The following is a 24,685-nucleotide window of genomic DNA, read 5'->3' as shown; positions in this document are numbered from 1 at the left end:
TTGTTTTAATTAAAGATTTCTATTTCAAATGAGGTATTGAAAGTTTGATTTGCTTCCAGAATTAAGATTCCCTCTTTTTTAAACAAATCACCAAATTTTTCAACAGTATCAGAATAACCAAACCAAGGTTCAATGCAAATAAAAGGAGCATTTTCCTTAGTCCAGATTCCTAAATTTGGAAAGCCTTCAAAATCTACTTTAATATATGGCTTTGAATTTTGAAAAATAGTTAATGAATTTGATTTGAGGGTTTTAAAAACCAAAGCATCGTTTTCAAATAATTTATAATTTAATGACACTTCATTATTTACAGTTTCTAAAATTTTAGTTGTATTAGAAATTAATCCATCTTCAAGAAGTGAATATTTTAATTTTTCTTCTTTTTCGAACTCAATACTGTAATTTGAAAATTTTTCAGGTAAAGAAAAGGCAGGATGAGCACCTATAGAAAAAGGAAGTTTTGTTTCTCCTTTATTGATTACTTTGTATTTAATATTTAGTTTGTGTTCTTCAAGTTTGTAAATAATCTGCAATTCAAATTTAAAGGGATATTTTTGAAGCGTTTCTTCATTATAAGATAAAGAAAAAGTAGCTGAAGATTCCGTTTTTTTGATCAATTGAAATTCCATATCGCGGGCAAAGCCATGTCTCCCTAAATTATATTCCTTTTCGTTAAAAGTATAACTTTCATTTTTTAAACTTCCTACAATTGGAAAGAGAATTGGAGAATGTTTTGGCCAAAAATTTAGATCGCCATTCCACATATATTCTTTGTTTCCATTGTCAACAAGGGAGAATAATTCAGCTCCGTGAAGTTTAATAGAAGCTTTAAGTTTTGAATTTGATATTGTTGTGTTCAAAATAGAATTTTTAAAAGATTAATTTTTGTGTTCATTATAAATATAATTTTATAAATTTTATTTTCTTAAGAAAATCGCTTAAATTATTTTTTTGATAATATTTTGCTAAAATTAAATATATGCTTTGGCTTTTCTCTGCAAATAGCTTTTTTTTTCATTAATTTGCTATATAAACAGATATAAATATGAAAAAACAGTTCTCTAAAGCCTTACTGACAATAGCTTTGTTTGGAGGAATTTCTTCTGTTTGGGCACAACAAGCACCATCAACAGCAGTAACTCCCGTTAATAATTACAATTATCATGATGCTTTTGCACCGCACTTTTACACAAAAAATGGTACTCCAACCCGTACAGCAAGCGGCCAGCCGGGAATTGAATACTGGCAAAACCGGGCTGATTATCAAATTACAGCAAAGTTAAATGCAAATACAAATGAAATTGTTGGTACAGATGAAATTACATATACCAATAATAGTCCTGATAAATTGTCATTTCTATGGCTTAATTTAGATCAGAATTTATTTAAAAATGATTCAAGAGGAAATGCTGTCGTGCCTTTAACAGGTAGCCGAAATGGTGCTCAGGGACAGGTTTTTGATGGTGGAAATAAAATAAAATCAGTAAAAGTGATTTCTGGCGGTAAGGAAAAAACTGAAGTTGAAGCTAAATATATAGTTACAGATACCAGAATGCAAATTTTCCTTCCAAAGGAATTAGCTTCCAAAGGGGCTTCTGTAAAAATTAAAATTGAGTTTTCATTCATTGCCCCATTCGAAGGTTCGGACAGAATGGGAGTTTTGGAAACTAAAAACGGAAAGATATTTACAATTGCACAATGGTATCCTCGCATGTGTGTTTATGATGATGTAAGAGGATGGAATACGGCTCCGTATCTTGGAGCTTCAGAATTTTATTTGGAATATGGTAATTTTGATGTAAAACTTACAGTACCTTCAAATCATTATGTTGTTGGTTCAGGTGAATTGGTAAATGGATCAGAGGTTTTACCTGCTGAGCAATTTAAACGTTACAAAGATGCTTCTCAAAGTGATAAAACAGTTGTAATTCGCTCTGCAGAAGAGGTTGCAGCTACTGCAAATGCAAATGCGTCAGCAGAAAAAACATGGCACTACCAAATTAAAAATGCACGTGATTTTTCATGGGCATCATCTCCGGCTTTTATTTTAGATGGAGCAAAAATAAACCTGCCAAGCGGTAAAAAGGCTTTGGCTTTATCTGCCTATCCTGTTGAAAGTGCAGGAAAAGATGCTTATGGACGTTCTACAGAATATGTAAAAGCATCTATTGAACATTATTCTAAACAATGGTTTGAATATCCTTATCCGGTTGCTACCAATGTGGCAGGAAACGAAGGAGGGATGGAATATCCCGGAATTGTTTTTTGTGGATGGAAATCAAAAGGCCAGGATTTATGGGGAGTTACAGATCACGAATTTGGTCACATTTGGTTTCCTATGATTGTAGGCTCTAATGAACGATTATTTGCATGGATGGATGAAGGTTTTAATACTTTTATTAATTCATTGAGTACTACAGCTTTTAATAATGGTGAGTATAAAGAAAAAGCAACTGATTTGCATGAAGAAGCAGAATCTTTTACAAGACCTGATTTAGAAACCATTATGAGTTCTCCGGATAATATGAAAGAAGCTAATATTGGTATGTTGTGTTATTTTAAACCAAGTGCAGGTCTTATACTTTTAAGAGAGCAGGTTTTAGGAAAAGAACGTTTTGATACTGCATTTAGAACTTATATAGAACGTTGGGCTTACAAGCACCCAACGCCGGATGATTTCTTTAGATCTATGGAAAATGTTGCAGGTGAAGATTTAAGCTGGTTCTGGAGAAGCTGGTATGTAAATAACTGGCGTTTTGATCAGGGAATTAATTCTATAAAATATGTAAAAAATGATCCTTCAAAAGGTGTCATCATCAATATTGAAAATTTTGATAAAATGCCAATGCCAATTGTTTTAGATGTTAAGGCAAAAAGCGGAAAGATTACAAGAGTTAAATTACCTGTAGAAATTTGGCAGCGTAATAATGACTGGTCTTTCAAACATAATTCTACTGAAGAAATAGAAAGTATTACTTTAGATCCTGATCACGTGTTTCCGGATAATAATGAAAGTAACAATGTTTGGACTGCAAGTAAAGGAAAAATTGAAAAAGACATTATTCTGGACAGTTATTTAGGGGTTTATTCTACAAAGAGTGCACCTTTGAAAATTGAATTAACTGAGAAAAGTAGTGTTTTGAATGTAGAAATTACAGATTTTCCAAAGTTTACAGTTGATCCTGTTGCAGGAGAAAAAGACACTTTTATATCTAACAGAGCAGGTTTGAAATTCAAATTTAATGAAGCAAAAACAGCTTTTGATATGACTGTTTTAGGGAACGGACAAGTAATACCGTTTACTAAAAACTAAAATAAATTTTGTAAATAACTCTGTCCGATAGGTTTGTGGAAATCTATCGGACTTTTTTTGTTTAAAAAATAACATACAATTAAAAAAATGTTAGAATTTTAAAAATTAGTTTTCTAAATAAAAAAATAGTGTACTTTTGCACCAATGAATAAAATAAGTTTACATATAACTTCTTTGTCACGGACAATCTCTCCTGGTACTTCTCCCGAAGTACGGATGCTATCTATATAGTATTCAAAGAGTTTTTCGTCGCGTATTTATTTATATTCATTTTTCATTTTGAAATCACATAAGTTGTCCATCGGACAAACATATACCAAAAGCATTTATTTATTTAGAAAGTTCCTTAATCAAATTTTTGATTTTGAGAATACTGCTTCAACAGCTTTTAATTTTATTAGCTGGTATTTTAGATTTCAAACCAAACAATATTTTTTAATGTTAACGCTAAACTTCAATTATTGAAATGAAGATCTCTATTGTTGTTACTCAGGAAGAACACTTCAAATTCGCACAGGAAATTTGCGATACGATAGAATCATCGGCCTTATTAAGAGGTACGGGGATTGCTAAAAGAACGCCTGAGTACATTCAGAAAAAAATGGCTAATGGCGATGCGATGATTGCTCTGGCAGACGGAAAATTTGCAGGTTTTTGTTATATAGAAAGCTGGCAGCACGGACAATTTGTGGCACATTCAGGGCTAATTGTACACCCGGATTATAGAAATTTAGGTTTAGCGAAAAAGATAAAATCTAAGGTTTTTGAATATTCATTACAAAAGTATCCAGATGCAAAAATATTTGGTATTACAACTGGTTTAGCTGTAATGAAAATCAATTCTGATTTGGGTTATAAACCTGTTCCTTTTTCCGAATTAACTACTGATCCAAGTTTTTGGGCAGGATGTAAAACCTGTACTAATTTTCAAATTCTGCAAAGTAAAGAAAATAAAATGTGTCTTTGTACAGGAATGTTATATGACCCAAAAGATAAGCCCAAAGATCCACCAAGACATCCTTTTAACGAGGCTGTTTTAAGCAGACTTAAAAAAATTAAGCAAGCTTTATTTTTAAATAAATTATTGTCATTTATTTTTTTATTCAAAATTTAATTAAAAGAAATCTCAAACTGCTACATACGAAAGTATTAGCCTAAATTATAAAAAATGAAAAAAGTAGTATTAGCTTATAGCGGAGGATTAGATACCTCGTATTGTTTGAAATATTTAAAAAATGAAAAAGGATACGAAGTTCATACCGTACTTGTGGATACAGGAGGATTTGATGAAGAAGAATTATCTGCCATTGAAAAAAGAGCTTACGAGTTAGGAAGTGCACAACATGCCAACCTTACAATCGTAGACAAATATTATGATAAAGCTATAAAATATTTGATTTTCGGAAACGTATTAAAAAACAATACATATCCATTATCAGTAAGTGCAGAGCGTGTTTTCCAGGCAATTGAAGCAATCAAATATGCTAAAAAAGTAGGAGCAAGCGCAATCGCACACGGAAGTACAGGTGCAGGAAACGATCAGATTCGTTTTGATTTAATTTTCCAGACTATCGCACCGGAAATTGAAATCATTACCCCAATTAGAGATTTAAAACTTTCAAGACAGGAAGAAGTAGATTATTTGGCTAAAAATGGAGTACATTATTCTTGGGAAAAAGCACAATATTCTATCAATAAAGGACTTTGGGGAACAAGTGTTGGAGGTAAGGAAACACTAACTTCAAGCCAGCCGTTGCCAAGTGAAGCTTATCCTTCACAATTGCAAAAAGATGGGGAAGAAAAAGTAACTCTTCATTTTGAGCAAGGAGAATTAGTTGCATTAAACGGCAAAAAAGATGTTCCTGAAAAAAATATTGTAAAACTTGAAAAACTGGCAAATGCTTATGCAATTGGTAGAGATATTCACGTTGGAGACACTATTATCGGAATTAAAGGAAGAGTTGGTTTTGAAGCAGCTGCACCATTAATTATCATCAAAGCGCATCACTTATTAGAGAAACATACTCTAGGAAAATGGCAGCAATACTGGAAAGAGCAGTTAGGAAACTGGTACGGAATGTTATTTCACGAAGGTCAGTTTTTAGATCCTGTTATGAGAAACATCGAGACTTTTCTTCAGGATACTCAAAAGACAGTAAATGGAACTGTAACCGTTTCTTTAAAACCATATCATTTTTCACTTGACGGGATCGAATCTAAAAATGATTTGATGAATACTGGTTTTGGTCAGTATGGCGAAATGAATAATGCTTGGACATCTGACGATGCAAAAGGATTTATTAAAATTCTTGGAAATGCACAAAATATATTTTCATCTGTAAATCATTTAGATCATGATTAATATCGGAATTATTGGTGGTTCGGGTTACACGGCCGGAGAACTCATCAGAATTTTAATGTATCATCCAAATGTAAGCATCGATTTTGTTTACAGCACAACAAATGCAGGAAAACCACTTTCTGTAGCGCACCACGATTTGATGGGCGATATCGAAATGAATTTTACAGCCGAAATCAATCCGAATGTGAATGTTGTTTTTTTATGTTTAGGTCACGGAAAATCAATTTCTTTTTTGAAAGAAAATCAGTTTGCGAGTCATACCAAAATTATAGATTTAGGAAATGATTTCAGATTGAATAAAGACGCAAATTTTGAAGGAAAAGATTTCATTTATGGATTACCTGAAATAAACAAAGCAGAAATCAAAAAAGCAGATTATATTGCAAATCCAGGGTGTTTTGCAACTGCTATTCAATTGGCTTTATTGCCTTTAGCAAAACATAATTTGCTGAATAATGATGTTCATATTAATGCTACAACCGGAAGCACAGGAGCAGGAGTAAGTCTTTCAGAAACTTCTCATTTCAGCTGGAGAAACAATAATTTTTCGCATTATAAAGCTTTCGAACACCAGCATTTAGGTGAAATTTCAGAAAGTCTGGTTCAGCTGCAGGATGATTTTGACAGCGAATTGCTTTTTATTCCAAATAGAGGAGATTTTCCAAGAGGAATTTTTGCAACGCTTTATACATTATGTGATGATAGTTTGGAGCAATTAGTAGCGAAATATGAAGAGTTCTATAAAAATGAACCGTTCGTAACCGTTACAACAACCAACATAAATATGAAACAGGTTGTACAAACGAATAAATGTATTATTAGTTTATTGAAAAAAGGAAACCGGGTTCTCATAACATCAATTATCGATAACTTAACCAAAGGTGCTTCAGGACAAGCGATTCAAAACATGAATTTAATGTTCGGATTAGAAGAAACCACTGGTTTACATTTGAAACCAAGCGGATTTTAATTTAGTTGATAGTTGTTGGTTTATAGTTAATAGAATATAGAACTTAAGCCAACAACCATCAACAATCAACCAAAAACTAAAAAAGATGAACTTATTCAACGTTTACCCATTATACGATATCACTCCGGTAAAAGCAATTGATTGTACAATTATTGATGACAAAGGAGTAGAATATTTAGACCTATATAGCGGACATGGTGTAATTTCCATCGGACATACACAGCCGGATTATGTAGCAAAACTTAAAAATCAATTAGATCATTTAGGCTTTTATTCGAATGCAATTCAGAATCCTTTACAGGTAGAATTAGCTCAGAAATTAGGAAAACTTTCTGGCTTAGAAGATTACGAATTGTTTTTGTGCAGCTCCGGAGCTGAAGCAAACGAAAATGCATTGAAATTAGCTTCTTTCCATAATGGAAAATCAAGAGTTGTGGCATTTCATAATTCTTTTCACGGAAGAACTTCTGCTGCAGTTGCGGTTACTGATAACAAAAAGATTGTTGCGCCAATAAATGCACAGCAGGAAGTTACATTTTTACCTTTAAACCAAATCGAGTTGGTTGAAGCTGAATTAGTAAAAGGTGATGTCACAGCTGTAATTATTGAAGGAATTCAGGGAGTTGGAGGTTTAGACCAGGGAACAACTGAGTTTTTTCAGGCTTTAGAAAAAGCATGTAAAAAACACGATGTTGTTTTAATCTTAGACGAAGTGCAATCCGGATACGGAAGAAGCGGGAAATTCTTCGCTTTCCAACACCACGGAATCAATGCTGATATTATTTCAGTTGCAAAAGGAATGGGGAATGGTTTTCCTGTTGGAGCGATTTTGATTTCTCCAAAATTCGAGGCAAGTTTCGGATTATTAGGAACTACTTTCGGCGGAAGCCACTTGTCTTGTGCAGCAGGAATCGCAGTTCTGGATGTAATCGAAAAATTAGATTTACAAAAGAACGTAAATGAAGTTTATGAATATTTCTTAGAAAAAATCAAAGAAGTAGACGGAATCAAACAAGTAAAAGGAAAAGGCTTAATGCTTGGTGTTGAGTTTGATTTTGACGTAGCAGCATTGAGAAAAAAATTAATTATCGAAAAACACATTTTTACAGGAAGCGCAAACAACAAAAATCTATTAAGAATTTTACCGCCTTTAACGGTGAAAAAAGGTGATATCGATACGTTTGTAAAAGCGTTAAAAGAAAGTTTACAAGAGCTTAAAAATTAATTGTCATTGGCTAAATATTAATAACAATGAATACAATACTTCCAATCGAAAAAAGGAATGCTGTTTTAACTACAATGGCGAGTTTATTAGAGCAGGAAAGAGAAGCACTTAAAAGCATCAACCAACATGATTTATCTAATTATTCAGGTGAAGATCTGGCGATGGAAAAGCGTTTGCTGGTAGATGATGCTAAAGTAAATGGTATGATTCTTTCCCTGCAGCAATTAGCGAGTCAGGAAGATCCGGTAGGGCAGGTTCGTTTTACTTTCACCCATGAAAATGGAATGAAAATCAGCAACAAAACGGCTGCTTTTGGAACTATTTTAATTATATACGAATCCCGTCCGGACGTAACTGTAGAAGCGGGAGGAATTGCATTTAAATCGGGAAATAAAATTCTTTTGAAGGGCGGTAAAGAATCCTTACTTTCCAATCAGAAAATTGTAAGCCTTTGGCATCAGGCATTGGAAAACAATGGCGTTTCAACTGATTGGGTTGAATACTTGAATTATGACAGAGTTCAGACGCAGGAGTTTCTCGAAAAACCAACGCAAAAAGTAGATTTAATTGTACCTCGTGGAGGTGAAAAACTGATTGAATTTACCAAAAAGCATGCTACTTGTCCTGTAATTGTAAGTGGTCGCGGAAATAATTTTGTATATGTAAACGCAGATGCGGATTTAGAAAAAGCAATGGCGATTATCATTAACGGAAAAACATCAAATATATCAGTTTGCAATGCATTGGATAAAGTATTAATTGATACGAATTTACCAAATTGGGAAATATTTGCTAAACAATTAGTGACTGAACTGAAAAAATTCAAAGTTACTGTTTTAGGAGATGATGCTTTTGCTAAAGCAACAGGAGTTCTTGCTATTGAAAGTGAATTGATTTGGTATGAAGAATTTTTAGATTATAAAATTGTAATCGGAACGATAAATTCAAATCACGAAGCGATTGCCAAAATCAATAAATATTGTGGAGGTCATTCGGCTTCTATCATTACTGAAAATGAAGCTTTGGCACAGGAATTTATGGATAATGTTGATGCTTCTTCAGTATACCACAATGCTTCAACTCGTTTTACGGATGGCGGACAGTTCGGTCTTGGTGGAGAATTAGCGATCAGTACCGATAAATTACATCAGAGAGGACCAATTGGTTTACAGCATCTGGTAACGAATAAATGGTATGTTTACGGAGAAGGACAGATTAGATAATTGAGATAATGTGAAAATTGAGGCAATTAGATAATTTGAAAATTCTAGAAAAATTAGAATCTCAGCGTCTTAAAACCTTAGCATCTTTTAGAAAAAATGGCTAAAAAACGGATTTTATTAAAAATAGGAAGTAATACCTTAACCAAAGAAACCAATCATATTTCGCGGGGAAAGATTGAGGATATTGGTATGCAGATTGCAGCTTTACAAGACAAATATGAATTTATCATAGTGAGTTCCGGAGCAATTGCTGCAGCTAAGCAATTTGTAAAACTGGATAATAATGATAAAGATGTGTTTGTAAAACAGGCTCTTGCATCTATTGGTCAGCCTCATTTGATGCGTATTTACCATGAAAATTTCAGTGATTTGGGATTGCATATTTCACAATGTCTGCTCTCTTATTCTGATTTTGAAAAACAACAATCCAAAGATAATATTGTAAATACAATTAATGTATTAGTAAAAAACAATTATATACCAATCATTAATGAAAATGATACTGTTGCAACTGATGAAATTAAATTTGGAGATAATGACAAATTAGCCGCTTTGACTGCAGAGCTGCTAAATGTTGATATTCTGATAATTGCAACCAATACAAACGGAATTTATACCAAAGAATCAATTCATAATGAAGTTCCTGAAACTATTAAACTGGTGAACGATTTGAAACTTTTAGAAAAAGAAATCGGAGATTCAAAATCATCACACGGAACAGGTGGGATGCAGTCTAAAATAGAAGCTGCAGGAATTGCAAAAGCGGCAAATATTGAAACCTGGATAGTCAATGGACTAAATGATAATTTTATTTTAAAAGCACTAAAGGACGAAATTCCTTTTACAAAAATAATATAATCAGTCAATTAGATAATTAGAAAATTAGAAAATGTCATAATTATCTAATTATCAAATTATCACATTTTCTAATTAATTTAAAAAACATGAACTACATTTCAATAAAAGATATCGACTCATTATCAAAATGGGTTAAAAGCGCGATCAAAATCAAAAAAAATCCGCTTAAGAACAAAAAACTCGGAAAGAATAAAACTTTAATAATGTTGTTTTTCAACTCTAGTCTGAGAACTCGTTTAAGTACACAAAAAGCGGCCATAAACTTAGGAATGAATGTTATGGTGATGAACTTTGGCAGCGAAGGCTGGACTTTGGAATTTGAAGACGGCGCCGTAATGAATTCCGGTGCTTCAGAACATATTAAAGAAGCTGCAGAAGTAGTTTCTCAATATGGGGATATTATTGCTATCCGTGCTTTTGCAGGTTTAGTAGATAAAGAAAAAGATTATGCTGAAACTGTAATTTCAGGATTTTTAAAACATGCTACGGTACCCATCGTAAACATGGAAAGTGCTGTACGTCATCCATTACAGTCTTTGGCAGATGCAATCACAATGGAAGAATACAAAACAAAGCACAAACCAAAAGTAGTACTTTCGTGGGCTCCGCATCCAAGAGCTTTGCCACAGGCTGTTGCCAATTCATTTGTAGAAATGATGCAGATGCAAAAAGATATGGATTTTGTCATTACACATCCTGAAGGTTATGAGCTAAGCTCGGAAATTACAAAAGACTGCAAAATAGAATACGACCAAAATAAAGCTTTTGAAAACGCGGACTTTGTCTACGTAAAAAACTGGAGTAATTTTAATGATTACGGAAAAGTAACCAATAGTGATCCAAACTGGACAGTTACTGCCGAAAAAATGGCGTTAACCAACAACGGAAAATTCATGCATTGTCTTCCGGTTCGTCGTAACGTAATTGTAAGCGATGAAGTAATCGATAGTGAAAATTCTATTGTAATCGAACAGGCAAATAATAGAACGTATTCTGCGCAATTAGTGCTACAGAAGATTTTGAAGAAATTGTAAAAAAAACTTCTAAGATTCTGAGGTACTAAGCTGCTAAATATTTCAGAATCTAAAAAAAAACTTAGCAGCTTAGAATCTTATGCAAGTATCAGTAATCAAAATAGGTGGAAACATCATCGATAATCCAACTGAATTAGAACAATTTTTAACTGATTTTTCTAAAATTGAAGGATATAAAGTATTAGTTCACGGCGGTGGAAAATCGGCTACGAAAATGGCGCAAAGCATTGGATTGGTTCCTCAGATGATTGACGGACGCCGAATCACAGATGCTCCAATGCTGGATGTTGTGGTCATGATTTATGCTGGTCAGATCAACAAACATATTGTGGCGCAACTGCAGGCAAAAAACAATAATGCAATTGGTTTTTCTGGAGCTGATGGGAATTTAATTCAGTCAACAAAAAGAAACCACCCAACTATTGATTACGGATTTGTAGGAGATGTAAAACAAGTCAATACCAAATTACTGGCGACTTTATTAGAAGCTGGAATCGTACCAGTTTTCTGTGCCATTACACACGACAAAAACGGTCAGTTATTAAACACAAATGCAGATACCATTGCAAGTGAATTGTCAATTGCATTATCTGAAATTTTTGATGTAACACTAACATATTGTTTTGAAAAACAAGGTGTTTTACAGGATTCAGAAGACGATTCCTCTGTAATTACAGAAATCAACGAAACATTATACAACAAACTAAAAGAAGAAAAAGTAATCCATTCCGGAATGATTCCTAAATTGGATAACTGTTTCAATAGTTTGTCACGAGGTGTGCAGAAAATTAAGATTGGGCATCACAGAATGCTTCAAAATTCAGATGTTCTGCATACAACGATTACTTTATAAAAGAAAAAGTTGCTAAGTTTCAAAGAAACCAAGACTTTTGCAGTCTTAGAATTTCAGTCCCGATAGCTATCGGGATAGTATCAGTACCTAATTAAAATGAAAAATATAGAAACGCTTACCCGGGAAGCAATTGATTTACTGAGAAACCTGATTGAAACCCCTTCATTTTCAAGTGAAGAAGATCAAACAGCTCTTTTAATAGAAAATTGGTTCAGTCAAAACGAGATTCCTTTTAAAAGAGAAAATAACAATGTGTGGGCTTTCAATAAATATTTTGACGAAAACAAACCAACACTTTTATTAAATTCTCATCATGATACTGTAAGACCCAATCAGGCTTATACAAATGATCCTTTCAAAGCGATTGAAAAAGATGGTAAATTATTCGGCTTAGGAAGTAATGACGCCGGAGGTTGTCTGGTTTCGTTATTAGCAACGTTTGTACACTTTTACGAAAACCAAAATTTATCACACAATATCGTTATTGTTGCTTCGGCAGAAGAAGAAAGCAGTGGAAAAAATGGTTTAAACAGTGTTTTAAAACATTTACCAGAACTCGATTGCGCCATTGTTGGAGAACCTACATTGATGCAATTAGCTGTCGCAGAGAAAGGTTTATTAGTTCTTGACGTAAAAGTAAAAGGTACCGCAAGTCATGCTGCACACCAAAACGATGATAACGCTTTATACAAATCAATTCCGGTAATGGAATGGTTCAAAAACTATAAATTCGACAAAATCTCAGACGTTTTAGGTCCGGTAAAAATGACTGTAACCCAGATCAACGCAGGGAAACAGCATAATGTTGTTCCATCAGAATGTGATTTGGTGGTTGATATACGTGTTACGGACTGTTATAACAATGCTGAAATTCTGGAAGTAGTTAAAGCAAATGTAAATGCTGAAGTTACACCAAGATCAATGCATTTAAATTCGTCATCTATTCCAATCGCTCACGGTTTAGTACAGGCCGGAATAGCTTTAGGAAGAACGACTTATGGCTCTCCAACATTATCAGATCAATCGGTGTTGAGTTGCCAGTCCTTGAAATTAGGACCTGGAGAAACTCTGCGGTCGCATTCAGCAGACGAATTTATTTTTGTAAATGAAATTGAAGAAGGAGTCGATTTGTATATCAAAATACTAACCGATTTCTTTAAATTATAATAGTTTTAAGGAGCTAATCCCGCTATCCGTTACAATCTTTTATTTTTTAAAGAAAAAAACAAAAGGATTTCCACTACTATCGGGGCTAGAAACACTATCAATATAAACAATGACATTAGAAGTAAATTAGAAAATAACTTCAAAGATTCGACAAAGAGAATAATCTAAAAGTCTAAAATCTAAGAAGTCTAATAATCTAATCTATCTAAGAAGTCTAAAAATCTAAGTTATGAAACTTTGGGAAAAAGGAATACCAACCGATAAACAAATTGAACAATTTACAGTAGGAAACGACCGTGAACTGGATTTAGTTTTGGCAAAATACGATGCATTAGGATCAATCGCCCATGCCAAAATGCTAGGACAAATAGGATTATTAACCCCAGAAGAAACCACTTCTTTGGTTGATGCCCTAAATGACATCATTGCCGACATTGTGGTTGGGAATTTCGAAATCGAAGACAGTTTTGAAGATGTTCATTCTAAAATCGAGTATTTATTAACGGTAAAATTAGGTGATGCCGGAAAAAAAATCCACACCGCGCGTTCCCGTAACGATCAGGTTTTAGTAGATGTTCACTTGTATTTAAAAGACGAATTAAAAGCCATAAAAGAACAGGTAAAAACGCTTTTTGATTTGCTAATGGAATCTGCAGAAAAACATCAAAACGTTTTATTGCCGGGTTATACGCATTTGCAAATTGCGATGCCATCGTCATTCGGAATGTGGTTTTCGGCATATGCGGAAAGTTTAATCGATGATATTACAATGCTAAATGCTGCTTTAAAAATTGTTGATCAGAATCCGTTAGGCTCTGCGGCAGGTTACGGAAGTTCATTCCCGATCAACAGAACCTTTACAACCCAGGAATTAGGTTTTGAAACCTTAAAATACAATGCCGTTGCAGCTCAGATGAGCCGTGGAAAAGCAGAAAAAATAGTTGCTTTTGCCATGACAAGTGTTGCAGGAACTTTATCAAAATTCGCCATGGACGTTTGTTTGTATATGAGCCAGAACTTTGATTTTATTGGTCTTCCGGCGCATCTTACAACAGGCTCGAGCATCATGCCTCACAAAAAAAATCCGGATGTTTTCGAATTAATCAGAGGAAAATGCAATAAGATTCAGGCACTTCCATACGAAATCACTTTAATTACCAATAATCTGCCAAGTGGTTATCACAGGGATTTACAGCTTTTAAAAGAAGGTTTGTTTCCTGCGATTCAAAACCTGAAAGCATGTCTGGATATTGCTATCTTTTCAATAAAAGACATTACCGTAAAAGATCATATTTTAGAAGATAAAAAATACGATTATTTGTTTACAGTTGATACTTTAAATGAAATGGTGGTTGATGGAATGCCTTTTAGAGATGCCTACAAAGCAGTTGCTGAACAGTTAGAAGCAGGAACTTACAAATCTCCAAGAGAAACAAAGCATACTCATGAGGGAAGTATTAATAATTTGTGTTTAGCGAATATAAAAGATAAAATGAGTGTAGCCTTTTGAATCTCATCTTGAAAAAATTACAAAACCGATTTGGTATCAATACAAATCGGTTTTTTTAATCATAGAGGTTAATTTTTAAGAAATTTCGACCTAAAATGTATGAATTTGAAGTGTAGTTAATAGTATTAAATATGAGAAAATTTGAAGAAGAACAAACTCAAAATCTTTTTGAGAAAAAATTCATCACGGAAGAACAATTGAACCAAATAAAAAATTATCGAAGTTTAGAAGTTTTTTCATTAAATGCAGAGTTGAAAATGTTTCTGTATATATCTGTTTTACTTTTTACCTCTGGTGTCGGAATTTTAATTTATAAAAACATTGATACAATTGGGCATATTGCAATTTTATCTTTATTGTTAATCGTTGTCATTGTCAGTTTTTATTTTTGTTTTAAAAATTCAAAAGGTTTTCAAAAGTCAGAAACTATTTTTGAGAATCCGGTTTTAGAGTATTTAGTACTTATTGCCAATATTCTAACCTGCATTTTTATTGGTTATTTGCAATTTCAATATGATTTTTTTGGAACAAATTATGGTTCGGCAACTTTGATTCCTACCATTGTCAGTTTTTTTTGTGCTTATTATTTTGATAATAAAAGTGTTCTCACTATTGCTATTACTGGTTTAGCAGCTTATGTCGGTTTTTCTGTTACACCACAGGATTTGCTTCATAATGACTTTTATTCTAATCAAAATTTAAGTTATTCGGCAATCATACTAGGGTTGTTATTAATTTTTTGGACAATCTATAGTACCAGAATAGCTCTTAAAATTCACTTTAATTTAATTTTTCAAACATTTGCACTACATATAATTAGCATTGCATTGATTAATAATTTATTAAAATGGTATTCAGATATTTGGTTGCTTGTTATAATCCCAATATCATTTTCATCTTTGTATTTTTACAAAGTTAGTTTATCATTAAAGGCAATTTCAATATATGTTTTTATGATTATTTATGCTTTTATCGGAGTATCAATTTTTCTTTTCAGAATCATAGATGCTATGGAGGCGAATAGGAGGGATGATTTTATTTTGTTTACATCTCCCATTTATATAACAGTTTCGATACTATTATTTATCAAATTAATTAAGGATTTCAATAAGAGAATATTACAATGATAGTATATGATAAAGCATTATTAGAGAATCTGCAATTACATGAACAAGCTGATTCTTTACTTAAAGGAGGTTTTATAAATAAAGCTCAAAAAAGTTTAATAGAAAAAGAGCTGCCATCTTTTAAAATTCATAATAATATTTTAATACGCATAGGATTCTTGCTGTTAGGGATATTGCTGTATTTTTCTATCGGGGGTGCTATTTCAATCGTTGGATATAATAATTTACCCAGCGATTATCTTGATATCTGTTGTTATATTTTTGCTATCGTAGGATTGGCAGGCTGTGAATTTTTGGCAAGAAATAATTATTACAGAAACGGTTTAGACGAGGCTTTTGTTTTTGGAACAATATTAAATGCAGGTATAGCGGTTGCAATTTCTACAGATGGAAATAATTTTTTAGCTGTTTCAATAACCGTAGCAATAGTTTCGCTTATTTTGTTTTTGCGTTATTTGCATTTGTTATCTGTTTTGGTTTTCTATTTGGGATTAACACTAACGATAGGCTATGCAATAATTGATTTTAGAGAATCAGCAAAAATGATTTTACCATTTCTTATGATGCTTTTTAGTATTGGAACTTATTATTTTTGTCAAAATCTTATAAATAATCTAAGAATTACTTTCTATAATAATGGGATTCTTTTGGTAAAAAGTACAAGTTTAGTACTGTTATATTTTTCAGGAAATTATTATGTTGTACGTGAATTTTCGGCCCTTTTAATAGAAAATTATTATGGTGAAAGTCTTGAAATTCCGTTTGCCTGGTTCTTTTGGATTTTTACGTTTATAGTTCCAGCTTTATATTTGTTTCTTGCACTTAAAAGCAAAGAAAGAATTTTATTATGGATTGGTCTATTTTGCCTTTGTTTTTCATTTTTCACATTTCGAACTTATCACCATGTTTTGCCTCCTGAAGTTGCTTTAACATTAGGCGGTCTAATTTTATTTGCTATTGCTTACTTCTCAATACGAAAACTTAAAAATAAAGAAGCTGGTATTACCTTTAAACCAGGCAGGATATCAAATCCAAATACTTTTTTAAATGCAGAAGCATTAATAATCGCCTCAACATTCGGAATGAAAACTGAAGTAAAACCATCTGAATCGCCAATGGAATTTGGTGGTGGAGATTTTAGTGGAGGTGGATCTGCAGGAAGTTTTTAATACTTTCGATTAGATAAAGAAATAAAAAAACAGCGGTAAATATTTAAGTTTACCGCTGTTTTTAAATTGTAATTATGTGTTACTTTGATTTATAATTAACTTTTTAAAATTTTAAAAGCTTTTACTTTATTTCCAATTTGCACTTTACAGATATAAATTCCTCTGGTAATATTTGAAATGTTTAATTCTAATTTTTCGCTACCTGTAACGTTTTTAGAAGTCGTATAAACTTTAGACCCATTAGGAGAGAAAATTTCTACAGTAGCTTTACCATTATCAATACTTGAAAATTCAATATTTAAAACATTATCAATTACTGTTGGATAATATTTAATGTCTAAGTTAGCAACATTCTCATTTAGTCCAAGAGTATTTGGGCAATTTGTTGATATTACACCAGTCGCACTAACCTGAAGTGTAGCTCCTGCGCCACAATTTGCATTTGGTACATAAGTCGCTACATCTGCTACAGGAAGTACCGTATAGTTATAAGAAGGTTTTGTAGGTGCCGTTCCGTAGTTCAGACCAGTAACAGCTGTAGAAGTTGTTCCTTTTATACAATTATCGAATATTAATGCAGCAGTTCCTGAACCTTCGGTAACTGGGCTCGAAATAGTAGCTATTTGTTCAAAATTAGAATTCTCTACATAACAAGTAGATCCGCTGTTACCAGCACCTAGACCAATAGCCTTTGCACTTGCCACACTAGTTTTGTAATAACAATTCAGGATATGTAATTCGGCATTTCTTGCTCTAGGCATTCTTTCTTTACAACCTTCTGCCCAATAACAGTTTTTTAAGGTAACACTAAATCTCCCGTCAGCAGGAAAATCTGTTATACTAGATCCTATCAAATCTGTAAAACGGTGATCAGCAGAACCTCCAGAACCTCCAGCTGTTGGAGCTTTCAGGTAAGTAAATTTACACCATGACACAGTCGTATTGTCAGCACTACCTTTGATGTCAAAATTACCGTCCATTCCGTCTTGAAATTCACAGTGATCTACCCAAACATTGGTTCCTTCGTTAGTAAGATTATCACGTCCATCGACATCATATGCTCCAGGTCCTTCAAAAATTAAATTTCTGATGATGACATTATTTGAAGCAGGTTTTATATATAGTATTCCAGAATTTGCTGCTGATGTAGTAGAATTACCAACTGTAATTTGGAGATTTCGAAGTTTTGCGCCTGGCAATCCAATAATAGTTTTATTATTTAATAATACGCTGGTATAAGTACAGTCAATTACTCCATTTACTAAAATAACCGAATTGGCAGTTGCAGTTGAATTAAGAGCATTTTTTAAATCTGTATAATTTGAAACTGTTACAGTATTAGAAGCAGTTGGAGTTCCGCCTCCTGTAGCTGCAGCACCAAAACCTTCAGGAGCAGACATATAATAGTTTTGTCCAAACATAGTGGATAAACCTAGCAGGAAAAAGAGAAGGGGTAATGTTTTTTTCATTTTAAAAATTAATTTTAGTTGTTTTAAAATTTTATTACAAAGTGGTTAATGTAATCGATTGCACAAATTTAATTTATTAAAATTTAAAACAAATAATTTTATATAATAATTATAATTTTTTAATTGAGTTTTAAGTGAATGTATGCTTTAATTATGTATTTATAAGAATAAATTAATTTTTATTACATTTTTTAAAAAAACCTGAAAATTCAATAAGAGTTTTTACTTAATAACAGGTGTTGATGTAGTAGAATTTAAAGTTTTTGTCCGAAAAATCTATATAGTTAAAAAATCCTCAAATTTATATTTGAGGATCATAAGTTGAAATTTGTTTTTTACACTTTTCCTAAAGTATATAATTGTTCCATAGTAGGGGATAAGCTTCCTCCTTCAGGCTCCAGAGTAATACCAAATGCTTCTGCATAAACAGTTTGATTTACTGCAAATATCTTTTGAGAATTACTTTCAAAATCACTTAACAAACCAATACTTGTTGGGGTTAAAGTAGGGCTTAATTTAAGTGCCCAGACCTGATAAACTTTTCCTTTGGGAGGTTTCGGAAGACCGGCGGCATCAATATAGGTTATTTTGGTTTCTTTGTTCCAATACACTTTTGCAAATGCTGTTGGAGAAACAGCCTGGCCTCCAAGCGTAACACTGGTATTTTTAATATCTCTGACAATGGTTAAACTTTTTTCCGTTTTCTTATTTTCCTGGTCTAAGTAAGCAAATTCTCTTTCAATTTTGTTTTTTTCATTTCCAATGGTAGTAATAGCACCCTTTGTTTTGGTTAGTTCTAAAGTTTGATACCCTAATCCCAACAGCAATAATACTGCAGCAGCCCAGCCTATGTACTGAGTTCTTTTTGATGCCGGTTTGAAATCGACAATTTTGCCGTGTTTCAGTTCTAAACGGGCTTTTATATTCTCAAAATTTGCAACCGAATGAAAGGGAGAAAAACTCGATGATAATGCCAAGATAGCTTTTTCTATCGAAAGAATCTCCTGTTCAATTTTGGGATTGTTTTTTGCCATTTCGGCTACTTCCAGGTTTTCAGATTCGGTTAATAAACCATAAACATATAGTTCTAAAATTCCTGATTCTATATATTCTTTTGCTTCCATTATATTTTTAAATAATTACGTAAATCGTTAATACAGTTTCTGTTTTGTGTTTTGATAGTTCCCAAAGGCATTGCGAGTTCATCTGAAGCTTCTTGCTGGGTATATCCCTTAAAGAATAACAAATCGATAATCTCAATACATTTTGGCTTTAATTTTTTTACAAATTCCTGAATTCCAATAGTGTCAATTTTGTTAGTCAGTTTATTACTGTCGTCTAACAGATGTACGAAATTATCTGAGGAAAGGTTTTTTTGACTGTTATTAAAATTCTTAGATCGCAATTTATCAATAGAAGTATTTCGGGCAATATTAAGTATCCAGGTATAAAAACGTCCTTTACCTTCATTATATGAATCAATATTTTTCCAGATTTTTACAAAAACTTCCTGTAAAACATCTTCAGCTTCCTCTCTGTTTTTTATTAAAACATTGATAACCGAAAACAAACTTTTGGAATACATATCATACAAGTGGGTAAAAGCCCTTTCATCTTTCTTGTAGATTAAAACTAATAATTCTTCCTGACTCATAAATTTAGATTTAAGTTTTAACAAAATTTAATTTACTTTTTTTGTATCTTAAGATAAAGATAATTTATTTTTTGCTTTATTTTCTATTTTTTTTATCCTTTCAACTACCAGTGAAATAAGAGATTGTAAAAAAAAAATGATTTTTTTAGTCTTTTTTAAAACCATAGATAATCATCTTACGTATATGCTATTATAACATAAAAGTTAATATTTATTTATAATAGCAAAAATGAAATTTTTTTTCGAAATCACGTTTTTAAGGGGGAGAAAATAAACTCTACATTTTTATGAAATAAAATAAATTTCTTGCAAAATGTAATGGTTGATGACTTCGGCCTTCCAGTTCAAAATTTATAATAATATAAAACACTTTTAACAATCAGGATTTATTATTTAAAATACCACAATATTATAAGTCTTTTAAAAAATGTTTTAGTTATAATAACTTTTTGTTCCCGAAGCGTCAACCATATTAATCATAATACATTTGATTTAGTAAATTATAAATAAAATATTGTGGTCAGAGTAGAAGTTTCTGTCTTTCGGTAATATTAAAACATGGGTTTGATTTGTTTGTATGGTAGAAGCCTAACGCGTGATTAACGTTAGGCTTCACTATTTATTTAACTTTTGTTTAGCAAAATTAGGCATTGGATATTCTTGGTTTAACTTATAATTTAATTAATTTTATAAAAAATATAAACGATGAAAAAATTATTATTTATAACATGGGCTGTAGTATTATTTAGTTGCCAAAATCAGGCACAAACGAATAAAACAAAATCGCCTAAAACAGATAATGTTATGACCAAAGAAACAATATACCAGTATAAAGTAGAAGATTTATCGGGTAAAACTTTTGATTTTTCTTCTCTAAAAGGGAAAAAAATTATGATTGTAAATACCGCTTCAAAATGCGGATTAACTCCTCAATATAAAGATCTTGAAGCGATTTACAAAGAATACAAAGATAAAGGCTTCGTAATTGTTGGATTTCCGGCTAATAATTTTGCCTCCCAGGAACCTGGAACAAATGAAGAAATTGGTGCTTTTTGTCAGCAAAATTATGGTGTAACTTTTCCAATGATGGATAAAGTTTCTGTAAAAGGAGATGATATGTGTGAAATTTATAAATTCCTGACGCAGAAATCTAAAAATGGTTTACAGGATTCAGAAGTAGAATGGAATTTTCAGAAATATCTAATTAATGAAAAAGGAGAATTGGTTAAAGTAATTAAGCCACGAACATTGCCTACAGATTCAGAAATTGTGAATTGGATTAAAGGATAATGTATTAAAAAATAATTCGAAATGAGATTTTTAGATTACTAAAAATCTCATTTTTCGTTTTTGAAAATGGATGCAACTGCTGCTTCGTAATTTCGAATGCTTTTTGCCTTTTTTATTTGTTTTAATATTTTATGAGGATTTGAAAAAGTTGCCGAGAAATATTCCCATAAATGATACATCTTTAGTAAAATATGGGTTTGTCCGGATAACGATTCACTATAAATTGCATAAAGGGTATCGTGAAATGCACTGAATAGCTCTATTTTATTTTTAGGATATTCTGATGTATTATTTTTTATCATTGCAGGCAAAAATGGATCCGAGATTAAGCCTCGTCCAATCATCCAGTGGTCGATCGTTGGGAAACGCTGCTGCATTTCGTGAAATTTAGCGACCGAAGTAATGTCTCCATTGTAATACAATTTATGTTTCGTATTGTCAATACACTGCTGAAACGCATCCAGATGAACACCACCTTTGTATAATTGCTTGCCAATACGGGCGTGAATAGCAATGTTTTTAAGTGGATAAGTGTCTAAAATTGGTAAAACGCCGAGAATTTCTTCAGTAGTATCATATCCAAGACGCATTTTCATGGATACAATAATATCGGTTTCAGAATGTGCTCTGTCTAAAATATGATTGATTTTTTCAGTATTGCTTATTAAACCTGAACCCATTCCGGACTTGGTAACCATAGGATACGGACAGCCTAAATTCCAGTTTAATTCTTTGTATCCTAATTCCCGAACATATTTAGCAACAAATAAAAATTCATCTGCATCGTTTGTAATTACTTGTGGAATTACCTCTAAACCTAAATTGTTTTCAGGAAGTAAATCTCTTTCGTAAGATGATTTTATAACCAATTTTCCGTTTAAGCGAATATAAGGAGAGTAAAAAGTGTCTATTCCTCCAAAAAGTTTGTTTTGAGCATTTCTAAAACGAAAATCGGTAAATCCTTGTAAAGGCGAAGAGAGTAATGTAAAGTCCATAGTATTTGAAATGCGGCAAAGATACTATTTGTAAACGGTTATGAATTTATATTATTCTTTTCTTTACTAATTATTCTAAAATCAATTGCATAAAAACCAAATCAAGCCAATGGTCAAATTTATAGCCTACCTCACGAATTGTACCTGCAGCAATAAATCCAAATTTTTCATGAAAGGCAATACTTCCTGCATTATCAGCATCAATAGCACCAATCATAACATGATAACCTTGCGTTTTTGCCAATCGAATCAATTCAGTTAATAATTTTGACCCAACACCTTTTCCAATAACATTATCTACAACATATACTGAGTGTTCTACTGTATATTGGTAACCAATTTTTTCACGGAATTGTCCGTAACTCCCAAAACCAACTACTTCGCCATCCAAATCAGCTACAATCACAGGCAGATTTTTAGCTTTTTTATCTTCAAACCATTTTGTCTGAACTTCCAAATTTTGAATTTCATAATTATAATTTGCTGTTGTATGTAAAATAGAATGGTTTACAATCTGCAGGATTTTAGTTAAATCGTTTGATGTTGCAGGTCTGAGTATTAAGTTCATAATGATAGAAAATACAGAAAGAAGTTTATTCTTGTTGAAAAATCAGCTTTTACAAAGATATTCCCTTTTTCTAAAACCAGACTTAATATCTTCGTATTTATAAGTTAAATCAAGTGTGAAGTTTGTAACTTTGTGTAGTCAAAAAGAAATCTGAGCTTTAGATTTTCTTTAAAAATAATACGCCATTAAGCATGATTTACCCCAAAATACCGCTTGCACAAAGCATTATCGAAATTTGTTCAGCAAAAGGAATTCATAATATTATAATTTCTCCAGGATCCAGAAATGCCCCTTTAACTATTGGTTTCGCTCAAAATTCTAATTTTAAATGTTACAGCATAGCAGATGAGCGTTGTGCTGCATTTTTTGCATTGGGAATTGCCCAGCAAACAAAAAAGCCAACTGCAATTGTATGTACATCTGGATCTGCATTATTAAATTATTATCCGGCAGTAGCTGAAGCATTTTACAGCCAGATTCCATTAATTGTAATTTCGGCAGATCGCCCGCAAAATAAGATTGATATTGGCGATGGACAAACCATTCGTCAGCAGAATGTTTTTCAAAATCATTCGGTTTTCAATGCCAATTTAACAGAAAATGCTTCTGAAGAAAATGATTTAAAAATAAATAAAGCCATAGAAACAGCGATTCTTCAAAAGGGACCTGTGCATATTAATGCTCCTTTTGAGGAGCCTTTGTATGAAACTGTAGAGAGTCTTTCTGTTCAACCAAAACTAACTCATTCTGAAGAAACCCCTGAAACTAAAATCATTGAAAATATAGAAGATTTCGTTTCAATTTGGAATTCAGCTAAGCGCAAGCTAGTTTTGGTTGGAGTAAACGAAGCAAATTCAATTGACAAAAAAATAGTAGAAAATCTGGCGAATGACCCATCAATTGTGGTGCTGACAGAAACGACTTCTAATTTACATCATTCCAATTTTATTAACAGTATTGATACTTTAATTACGCCTTTTGATGATATTGATTTTAAAGAGTTTGAACCAGAAATTTTAATAACTTTTGGAGGAATGGTGGTGTCGAAACGCATTAAAGGTTTTTTGAGAAAGTACAAACCATTACATCATTGGCATATTGATACTTTACGTGCTTACGATACATTCAATGCTTTAACAAAACATTTTGTAATGCAGCCAAATGATTTTTTCAATGCTTTATTACCTAAAAAAGTTTTTGTTAAGAGCGATTATTTTAAACAAATTAATGAGGTTTATGAGTTGCGAAAAATTAAAAAGGAAAAATATTTAGAAAAAATACCATTTTCTGATTTTAAAGTATTTGAAAAAGTAATAGGATCTCTACCTAGAAATAGTCAGTTACAAATAAGCAACAGTTCAGCTATTCGATATGCACAATTGATTGATATCGAACCGTCAATTGAAGTTTTTTGCAACAGAGGTACAAGTGGAATCGATGGAAGCACATCAACAGCAATAGGCGCTTCTGTAGGAAGTATAAAACCAACCGTTTTTATTACCGGTGATATTGGCTTTTTATATGACAGCAATGCTCTGTGGAATTCTTATATTCCTAAAAATTTCAAAATTATCTTAATTAATAATGGTGGAGGAGGTATTTTCAGGATTTTACCAGGACATGAGGAAAAACCCGTTTTTAATACTTTTTTTGAAACTTCGCATCATTTAACAGCAGAACATTTAGCTAAAATGTATCAACTCAATTATTTTACTGCAACAGATTTGGATTCATTAGAAAAAAGCATAACATCATTTTATGAAATAAATGATGTTCCGGGTATTTTAGAAATATTTACTCCAACTACTGAAAATGATGTTGTTTTAAAACAGTTTTTTAAAGAATTGGTTTAAATAAAATTTCGAGTTTTTGATTAAACACTTTCAAACTTCGTACCT

The 24,685-nt window shown here is 32.2% G+C and carries 21 protein-coding genes; 15 read left to right on the top strand and 6 right to left on the bottom strand.

Going from position 1 to position 24,685, the window contains the following annotated elements:
- Window positions 1–5 precede the first annotated feature (5 nt).
- Entirely contained in the window at window positions 6–860 is an 855-nt protein-coding gene (locus tag JE46_RS17325; protein WP_031456543.1) for an aldose 1-epimerase family protein, read from the bottom strand.
- 185 nt (window positions 861–1,045) lie between these two features.
- Between JE46_RS17325 and JE46_RS17320 the strand changes: the two genes are divergently transcribed.
- From JE46_RS17320 to JE46_RS17260, 13 genes are all read left to right on the top strand, one after another.
- The gene (locus JE46_RS17320) at window positions 1,046–3,313 is read left to right on the top strand and encodes a M1 family metallopeptidase (protein WP_031456542.1); all 2,268 of its coding nucleotides are present in this window, start codon (window positions 1,046–1,048) and stop codon (window positions 3,311–3,313) included.
- Between the two features lie 466 nt (window positions 3,314–3,779).
- Window positions 3,780–4,427 carry a GNAT family N-acetyltransferase gene (locus tag JE46_RS17315; protein WP_031456541.1) on the top strand — a complete coding sequence of 216 codons (648 nt, stop codon included), beginning with the start codon at window positions 3,780–3,782 and terminating at the stop codon, window positions 4,425–4,427.
- 54 nt (window positions 4,428–4,481) lie between these two features.
- The gene (locus JE46_RS17310) at window positions 4,482–5,675 is read left to right on the top strand and encodes an argininosuccinate synthase (protein ID WP_031456540.1); all 1,194 of its coding nucleotides are present in this window, start codon (window positions 4,482–4,484) and stop codon (window positions 5,673–5,675) included.
- Window positions 5,668–6,645 (top strand): N-acetyl-gamma-glutamyl-phosphate reductase, encoded by a 978-nt coding sequence (argC, locus tag JE46_RS17305; RefSeq protein WP_031456539.1) that lies wholly within the window; start codon window positions 5,668–5,670, stop codon window positions 6,643–6,645. Before JE46_RS17310 ends, argC begins: the two co-directional genes overlap by 8 nt.
- Window positions 6,646–6,730: 85 nt before the next feature.
- Entirely contained in the window at window positions 6,731–7,870 is a 1,140-nt protein-coding gene (locus tag JE46_RS17300) for an aspartate aminotransferase family protein (RefSeq protein ID WP_031456538.1), read from the top strand.
- 26 nt (window positions 7,871–7,896) lie between these two features.
- Window positions 7,897–9,093 carry a glutamate-5-semialdehyde dehydrogenase gene (locus JE46_RS17295; RefSeq protein WP_031456537.1) on the top strand — a complete coding sequence of 399 codons (1,197 nt, stop codon included), beginning with the start codon at window positions 7,897–7,899 and terminating at the stop codon, window positions 9,091–9,093.
- A 96-nt stretch (window positions 9,094–9,189) separates the two neighbouring features.
- Window positions 9,190–9,951: a glutamate 5-kinase gene (gene proB / locus JE46_RS17290; protein ID WP_031456536.1), complete on the top strand. Its 762-nt coding sequence runs from the start codon at window positions 9,190–9,192 to the stop codon at window positions 9,949–9,951.
- An 86-nt stretch (window positions 9,952–10,037) separates the two neighbouring features.
- The gene (locus JE46_RS17285) at window positions 10,038–10,985 is read left to right on the top strand and encodes an N-acetylornithine carbamoyltransferase (RefSeq protein ID WP_031456535.1); all 948 of its coding nucleotides are present in this window, start codon (window positions 10,038–10,040) and stop codon (window positions 10,983–10,985) included.
- 79 nt (window positions 10,986–11,064) lie between these two features.
- Window positions 11,065–11,838, top strand: a complete 774-nt coding sequence (gene argB, locus JE46_RS17280) for an acetylglutamate kinase (RefSeq protein WP_031456534.1) — start codon at window positions 11,065–11,067, stop codon at window positions 11,836–11,838.
- 96 nt (window positions 11,839–11,934) lie between these two features.
- Window positions 11,935–13,005, top strand: coding sequence for a M20 family metallo-hydrolase (locus JE46_RS17275; RefSeq protein WP_031456533.1), 1,071 nt, complete (start codon window positions 11,935–11,937; stop codon window positions 13,003–13,005).
- A 229-nt stretch (window positions 13,006–13,234) separates the two neighbouring features.
- On the top strand, window positions 13,235–14,515 hold the full coding sequence (gene argH / locus JE46_RS17270; protein ID WP_031456532.1) for an argininosuccinate lyase: 1,281 nt from the start codon (window positions 13,235–13,237) through the stop codon (window positions 14,513–14,515).
- A gap of 131 nt (window positions 14,516–14,646) precedes the next feature.
- Window positions 14,647–15,642 (top strand): DUF2157 domain-containing protein, encoded by a 996-nt coding sequence (locus JE46_RS17265; protein WP_031456531.1) that lies wholly within the window; start codon window positions 14,647–14,649, stop codon window positions 15,640–15,642.
- Window positions 15,639–16,811, top strand: a complete 1,173-nt coding sequence (locus tag JE46_RS17260; protein WP_031456530.1) for a hypothetical protein — start codon at window positions 15,639–15,641, stop codon at window positions 16,809–16,811. The genes JE46_RS17265 and JE46_RS17260 overlap by 4 nt, the downstream gene beginning before the upstream one ends.
- A gap of 95 nt (window positions 16,812–16,906) precedes the next feature.
- On the opposite strand, the gene JE46_RS17255 is transcribed toward JE46_RS17260, so the two are convergent.
- From JE46_RS17255 to JE46_RS17245, 3 genes are all read right to left on the bottom strand, one after another.
- The gene (locus JE46_RS17255) at window positions 16,907–18,280 is read right to left on the bottom strand and encodes a pectate lyase family protein (RefSeq protein WP_031456529.1); all 1,374 of its coding nucleotides are present in this window, start codon (window positions 18,278–18,280) and stop codon (window positions 16,907–16,909) included.
- A gap of 335 nt (window positions 18,281–18,615) precedes the next feature.
- Window positions 18,616–19,404, bottom strand: a complete 789-nt coding sequence (locus JE46_RS17250) for an anti-sigma factor (protein WP_031456528.1) — start codon at window positions 19,402–19,404, stop codon at window positions 18,616–18,618.
- Window positions 19,404–19,934: an RNA polymerase sigma factor gene (locus JE46_RS17245; RefSeq protein WP_031456527.1), complete on the bottom strand. Its 531-nt coding sequence runs from the start codon at window positions 19,932–19,934 to the stop codon at window positions 19,404–19,406. The genes JE46_RS17250 and JE46_RS17245 overlap by 1 nt, the downstream gene beginning before the upstream one ends.
- A gap of 705 nt (window positions 19,935–20,639) precedes the next feature.
- Between JE46_RS17245 and JE46_RS17240 the strand changes: the two genes are divergently transcribed.
- Window positions 20,640–21,224 (top strand): glutathione peroxidase, encoded by a 585-nt coding sequence (locus JE46_RS17240; RefSeq protein WP_031456526.1) that lies wholly within the window; start codon window positions 20,640–20,642, stop codon window positions 21,222–21,224.
- Window positions 21,225–21,271: 47 nt separating this feature from the next.
- Here JE46_RS17240 and JE46_RS17235 read toward each other — a convergent pair whose 3' ends face one another.
- Window positions 21,272–22,219 carry a tRNA dihydrouridine synthase gene (locus tag JE46_RS17235; RefSeq protein WP_031456525.1) on the bottom strand — a complete coding sequence of 316 codons (948 nt, stop codon included), beginning with the start codon at window positions 22,217–22,219 and terminating at the stop codon, window positions 21,272–21,274.
- A gap of 70 nt (window positions 22,220–22,289) precedes the next feature.
- Window positions 22,290–22,787, bottom strand: a complete 498-nt coding sequence (locus tag JE46_RS17230; protein WP_031456524.1) for a GNAT family N-acetyltransferase — start codon at window positions 22,785–22,787, stop codon at window positions 22,290–22,292.
- Between the two features lie 191 nt (window positions 22,788–22,978).
- Here JE46_RS17230 and menD point away from each other — a divergent pair, with 191 nt between their 5' ends.
- On the top strand, window positions 22,979–24,640 hold the full coding sequence (menD, locus tag JE46_RS17225) for a 2-succinyl-5-enolpyruvyl-6-hydroxy-3-cyclohexene-1-carboxylic-acid synthase (RefSeq protein WP_031456523.1): 1,662 nt from the start codon (window positions 22,979–22,981) through the stop codon (window positions 24,638–24,640).
- Window positions 24,641–24,685: the final 45 nt, after the last annotated feature.

Source organism: Flavobacterium chungangense LMG 26729 (genome assembly GCF_000735715.2).
In the GTDB taxonomy this organism is placed as follows: domain Bacteria; phylum Bacteroidota; class Bacteroidia; order Flavobacteriales; family Flavobacteriaceae; genus Flavobacterium; species Flavobacterium chungangense.
This window is presented reverse-complemented; position numbering and strand designations above follow the sequence as displayed.

Excerpts from the sequence above, each read along its gene's own strand:
- JE46_RS17320 (WP_031456542.1), top strand. The coding sequence starts at position 1,046 with ATGAAAAAACAGTTCTCTAAAGCCTTACTGACAATAGCTTTGTTTGGA.
- JE46_RS17315 (WP_031456541.1), top strand. The coding sequence starts at position 3,780 with ATGAAGATCTCTATTGTTGTTACTCAGGAAGAACACTTCAAATTCGCA.
- JE46_RS17310 (WP_031456540.1), top strand. The coding sequence starts at position 4,482 with ATGAAAAAAGTAGTATTAGCTTATAGCGGAGGATTAGATACCTCGTAT.
- argC (WP_031456539.1), top strand. The coding sequence starts at position 5,668 with ATGATTAATATCGGAATTATTGGTGGTTCGGGTTACACGGCCGGAGAA.
- JE46_RS17300 (WP_031456538.1), top strand. The coding sequence starts at position 6,731 with ATGAACTTATTCAACGTTTACCCATTATACGATATCACTCCGGTAAAA.
- JE46_RS17295 (WP_031456537.1), top strand. The coding sequence starts at position 7,897 with ATGAATACAATACTTCCAATCGAAAAAAGGAATGCTGTTTTAACTACA.
- proB (WP_031456536.1), top strand. The coding sequence starts at position 9,190 with ATGGCTAAAAAACGGATTTTATTAAAAATAGGAAGTAATACCTTAACC.
- JE46_RS17285 (WP_031456535.1), top strand. The coding sequence starts at position 10,038 with ATGAACTACATTTCAATAAAAGATATCGACTCATTATCAAAATGGGTT.
- argB (WP_031456534.1), top strand. The coding sequence starts at position 11,065 with ATGCAAGTATCAGTAATCAAAATAGGTGGAAACATCATCGATAATCCA.
- JE46_RS17275 (WP_031456533.1), top strand. The coding sequence starts at position 11,935 with ATGAAAAATATAGAAACGCTTACCCGGGAAGCAATTGATTTACTGAGA.
- argH (WP_031456532.1), top strand. The coding sequence starts at position 13,235 with ATGAAACTTTGGGAAAAAGGAATACCAACCGATAAACAAATTGAACAA.
- JE46_RS17265 (WP_031456531.1), top strand. The coding sequence starts at position 14,647 with ATGAGAAAATTTGAAGAAGAACAAACTCAAAATCTTTTTGAGAAAAAA.
- JE46_RS17260 (WP_031456530.1), top strand. The coding sequence starts at position 15,639 with ATGATAGTATATGATAAAGCATTATTAGAGAATCTGCAATTACATGAA.
- JE46_RS17255 (WP_031456529.1), bottom strand. The coding sequence starts at position 18,280 with ATGAAAAAAACATTACCCCTTCTCTTTTTCCTGCTAGGTTTATCCACT.
- JE46_RS17250 (WP_031456528.1), bottom strand. The coding sequence starts at position 19,404 with ATGGAAGCAAAAGAATATATAGAATCAGGAATTTTAGAACTATATGTT.
- JE46_RS17245 (WP_031456527.1), bottom strand. The coding sequence starts at position 19,934 with ATGAGTCAGGAAGAATTATTAGTTTTAATCTACAAGAAAGATGAAAGG.
- JE46_RS17240 (WP_031456526.1), top strand. The coding sequence starts at position 20,640 with ATGAAAAAATTATTATTTATAACATGGGCTGTAGTATTATTTAGTTGC.
- JE46_RS17235 (WP_031456525.1), bottom strand. The coding sequence starts at position 22,219 with ATGGACTTTACATTACTCTCTTCGCCTTTACAAGGATTTACCGATTTT.
- JE46_RS17230 (WP_031456524.1), bottom strand. The coding sequence starts at position 22,787 with ATGAACTTAATACTCAGACCTGCAACATCAAACGATTTAACTAAAATC.
- menD (WP_031456523.1), top strand. The coding sequence starts at position 22,979 with ATGATTTACCCCAAAATACCGCTTGCACAAAGCATTATCGAAATTTGT.